The sequence below is a fragment of the Leucobacter soli genome (genome assembly GCF_042659205.1).
GTDB lineage: Bacteria > Actinomycetota > Actinomycetes > Actinomycetales > Microbacteriaceae > Leucobacter > Leucobacter soli.
On the sequence record NZ_JBHSRW010000250.1, the window covers coordinates 1 to 3,130 of the forward strand.

Annotated in this window: 6 protein-coding genes; all 6 read right to left on the minus strand. The window is 69.0% G+C overall.

Annotation, left to right across the window (positions count from 1 at the left end; translation table 11 throughout):
* A partial coding sequence (locus ACFPZL_RS11610; RefSeq protein WP_382335520.1) for a DNA-formamidopyrimidine glycosylase family protein occupies window positions 1-176 on the minus strand: 176 nt, incomplete at its 3' end.
* Window positions 177-178: 2 nt separating this feature from the next.
* Window positions 179-952, minus strand: coding sequence for a ribonuclease III (rnc, locus tag ACFPZL_RS11615; RefSeq protein WP_218116389.1), 774 nt, complete (start codon window positions 950-952; stop codon window positions 179-181).
* A 119-nt stretch (window positions 953-1,071) separates the two neighbouring features.
* Window positions 1,072-1,275, minus strand: coding sequence for a 50S ribosomal protein L32 (gene rpmF / locus ACFPZL_RS11620; RefSeq protein ID WP_202372700.1), 204 nt, complete (start codon window positions 1,273-1,275; stop codon window positions 1,072-1,074).
* A 13-nt stretch (window positions 1,276-1,288) separates the two neighbouring features.
* Entirely contained in the window at window positions 1,289-1,777 is a 489-nt protein-coding gene (locus tag ACFPZL_RS11625) for a YceD family protein (protein WP_218116388.1), read from the minus strand.
* A 132-nt stretch (window positions 1,778-1,909) separates the two neighbouring features.
* Window positions 1,910-2,404 (minus strand): pantetheine-phosphate adenylyltransferase, encoded by a 495-nt coding sequence (gene coaD, locus ACFPZL_RS11630; RefSeq protein ID WP_218116387.1) that lies wholly within the window; start codon window positions 2,402-2,404, stop codon window positions 1,910-1,912.
* A gap of 55 nt (window positions 2,405-2,459) precedes the next feature.
* Window positions 2,460-3,130: helicase-related protein (locus ACFPZL_RS11635; RefSeq protein WP_382335518.1), on the minus strand; the 671-nt coding region annotated here is incomplete at its 5' end.

Consider the following 3,130-nt stretch of genomic DNA (forward strand, 5'->3'; position numbering starts at 1 on the left):
GCACCCGCCTCCGGTGCGAGGGTGACGCCGTGCCCGCCGAGACCGTCGTCTCCGGTGCCCGGCACATGGCGCTTGAGCGCACGGTGGTCCCGGACCTCGACCGCGACCACCGTCGCACCGGAGACCGCCGGCGCGAGGCCGAGGCGCACGACCTCCACCTCGGGCAGCTCGGGCACTGCTACCTCCGCTTCTTGCGGGTCGACCTGCGCGCGTAGAGCTGCCCGACCGCGTCGCGGGCTGCGGCGAGCTCAGCGGCCTTCTTGCTCGTGCCGACGCCCCTGCCGGCAGCTCCGTCCAGCTCGACGTGCGCCGTGAACCGGCGATCGTGATCCGGCCCCTCGCTCGTCACCTCGTACAGGGGATGCGGCAGGCCGCGGGCCGCCGCGAGCTCCTGCAGAGTCGTCTTCGGATCGAGGGCGATGGTGAAGCGCTCGGGATCGTCGAGGAGCGGGTCGACCAGCTGCAGCACGAAATCCGCCGCGGTCCCGGGGTCGGTCGACAGGTAGACGGCGCCGATGATCGCTTCGACGGTGTCGGCCAGGATGCTGTCCTTGCCGCGCCCACCCGTACGCTCCTCGCCGACACCGAGTCGGAGCTGAGCGCCCAAGTCGATGCGGCGCGCGATCTCGGCGAGGGCGACCGTCGAAACGAGCGCGGCGCGGCGCTTGGCCAGCTCACCCTCGTCCAGATCTGGGAAGTCACGGAACAGCTTGACGGTGACCGCCTGGCCGAGGATCGAATCGCCCAGGAACTCGAGCCGTTCGTTGTGCGGAGCTCCCCCGTGCTCGAACGCCCAGGAGCGGTGCGTCAGCGCGAGCTCGAGGAGATCCGGATCGACGCTGACGTCGAAGGGCGCGAGGAATCCGTCGGTCTCGCGAGCAGGCTCCGCATCGTCCTGCGGCGGCTCCGACTGCCCGGCGACCCCCGGGTTCGCCTCGACGCCATCACTCATGCCTCAACCGAACTCTTTCCACCTCGACGGCACACGTCTGCACCAACTGAAAGTGGGTGACATCGCACGCGATGTCACCCACACAGCAACGATGGCGCTTGCACCACCATGCCATCAGCTCAGGCGTCGGCGACCTTGCGGCCCTTGTACTCGAGGAAGAGCGGGGTGCCCTGCGAGTCCTCGACCACGCGAGCGCGGTGAGGGAGGCTGTAGACGGTCTTACCGTTCTCGACGGTCTTGACCAGCTTCGGGGCCTCGGCCTTCCACGCCGAACGACGGTGACGGGTGTTCGAACGCGACATCTTGCGCTTGGGAACAGCCATGATGCTCTCTCTCCTACTTGCTTTCAGGATCGGATACCCGATCCACGTCTTCATCTTCAGCCAGAAACCCGGCCAGCGCAGCCCAGCGCGGATCGACCGCGACGGACTCGGCTGCAGCCTCGGCATCGCGCAGATCACCGGTCTCGGGGTCGAGACCGGGGCAATCCGGGCGGCACACAGGCTGAAACGGCAGTGCAAGCACTACCGCGTCTCGGAGCGGGGGTTCAAGATTCACGTGATCACCGTGAACCCCGTACTCGTCGGCCTCCGAAGGAGTATACGCGAAAAGCTCCTGGAAATCGACTTCGAAGGGCGCGGTGAACGGTTCGAGGCAGCGGCCGCACTCGGCATGCATCGTCGTGTCAACGTGCGCGGAGACCAGGATCCCCTCGTGAACCGACTCGAGACGCACCTCGAGGTCGACCCGCTCACCGGCCGGGACCGTGGCCAGAGCCTCGCCGAACGACTCCGGCGCGTCGAAACCGCGCTCGCGCTCCCGCATCTCGCCCGGGCGATTGATGATCTCTCGGACGTTCTCTTCGTAGGCGCGGCTGCTGGTCACCGGGACAGCCTACCCCTACTTGCCGGGGAGCAGCCGAATACCCGATGCCCGCGGCCGCGGGGCCTCCGGGCCTCAGGCCGGGCGGGTCTTGTCGAGGAACTGCGCCACGGCCGGCGGCACGTACTCGCTCACGTCTCCCCCGAGCGCGGCAACCTGGCGGACCAGCGAGCTCGAGACGTGCGAATGGCTCGGCTCGGGCAGCAGGAAGATCGTCTCGACGCCCGCGAGGCTGCGATTCATCAGCACCATCGGCGTCTCGTACGCGACGTCGATCTGCGAGCGGATGCCCTTCACCAGCACGTTCGCCCCGACCTCGGTGCAGTAGTCGACGAGCAGGCCGACCGACCACGAGGCCACCGTGATGTTGTCCGGCATCTCCGGATCTTCGTCGATGGACTTCTGCAGCAGGTTCACGCGCTCGGCGATCGGCAGCATGGCCGACTTTCCGGGGTTGTGCACGACGAGCACATGAAGCTCGTCGAAGATCGTCGCGGCGCGTCGGATCACATCGAGGTGACCCAGGGTGACGGGATCGAACGAACCGGGTACGACGGCGATACTGCTCATGACGACCAGCCTAGAGGGTGGGGCATGCCTTCGCGCCGGATCGTCCCGTCCTGCATCACGACTTCGCCAGGTTGTCGAGCCGCCGCTGCTCGGCCTCGCGACGCAGCATCTCGGCAAGGCCGGGCGCACCCTCGAGATCTGGATCGCGGTCGAGCAGCGCCGCCGCAACCTCCCTCGCGTGCTCGATCAGCTCGCCGTGCTCGGCGACGCGCAGCAGCCTGAGCGTCGAACGGCCGCCCGACTGCGCCGTGCCGAGGATGTCGCCCTCGCGGCGCAGCTCGAGGTCCCGCTCGGCGAGCTCGAAGCCGTCGGAGGTCGCGGCCACGGCCTCGATCCGTTCGCGCGCCACCGTGCCGGGTTCAGCCGTGGTGAGCAGCAGGCAGAGGCCAGGATGCTCGCCGCGGCCGACCCGGCCGCGGAGCTGATGCAGCTGGGAGATCCCGAAGCGATCCGCATCGCGGACGATCATCGTCGACGCGTTCGGCACGTTGACGCCGACCTCGATCACCGTCGTCGCGACGAGCACGTCGAGCTCGCCCGCGGCGAACGCCCGCATCACCGCGGCCTTCTCCTCGGGACGCATGGCCCCCGTCAGCGCACCGACGCCGACCCCGGCGTAGTCGGGGCGCGCACGCAGCTCCGCAAGCGTCTGCTCGACGCTCGCGAGCGGTCGCGCCGCGGCGGCCCCGGACTCACCTGGCTCGCCGGACTCCGAGCCGCCCGCGG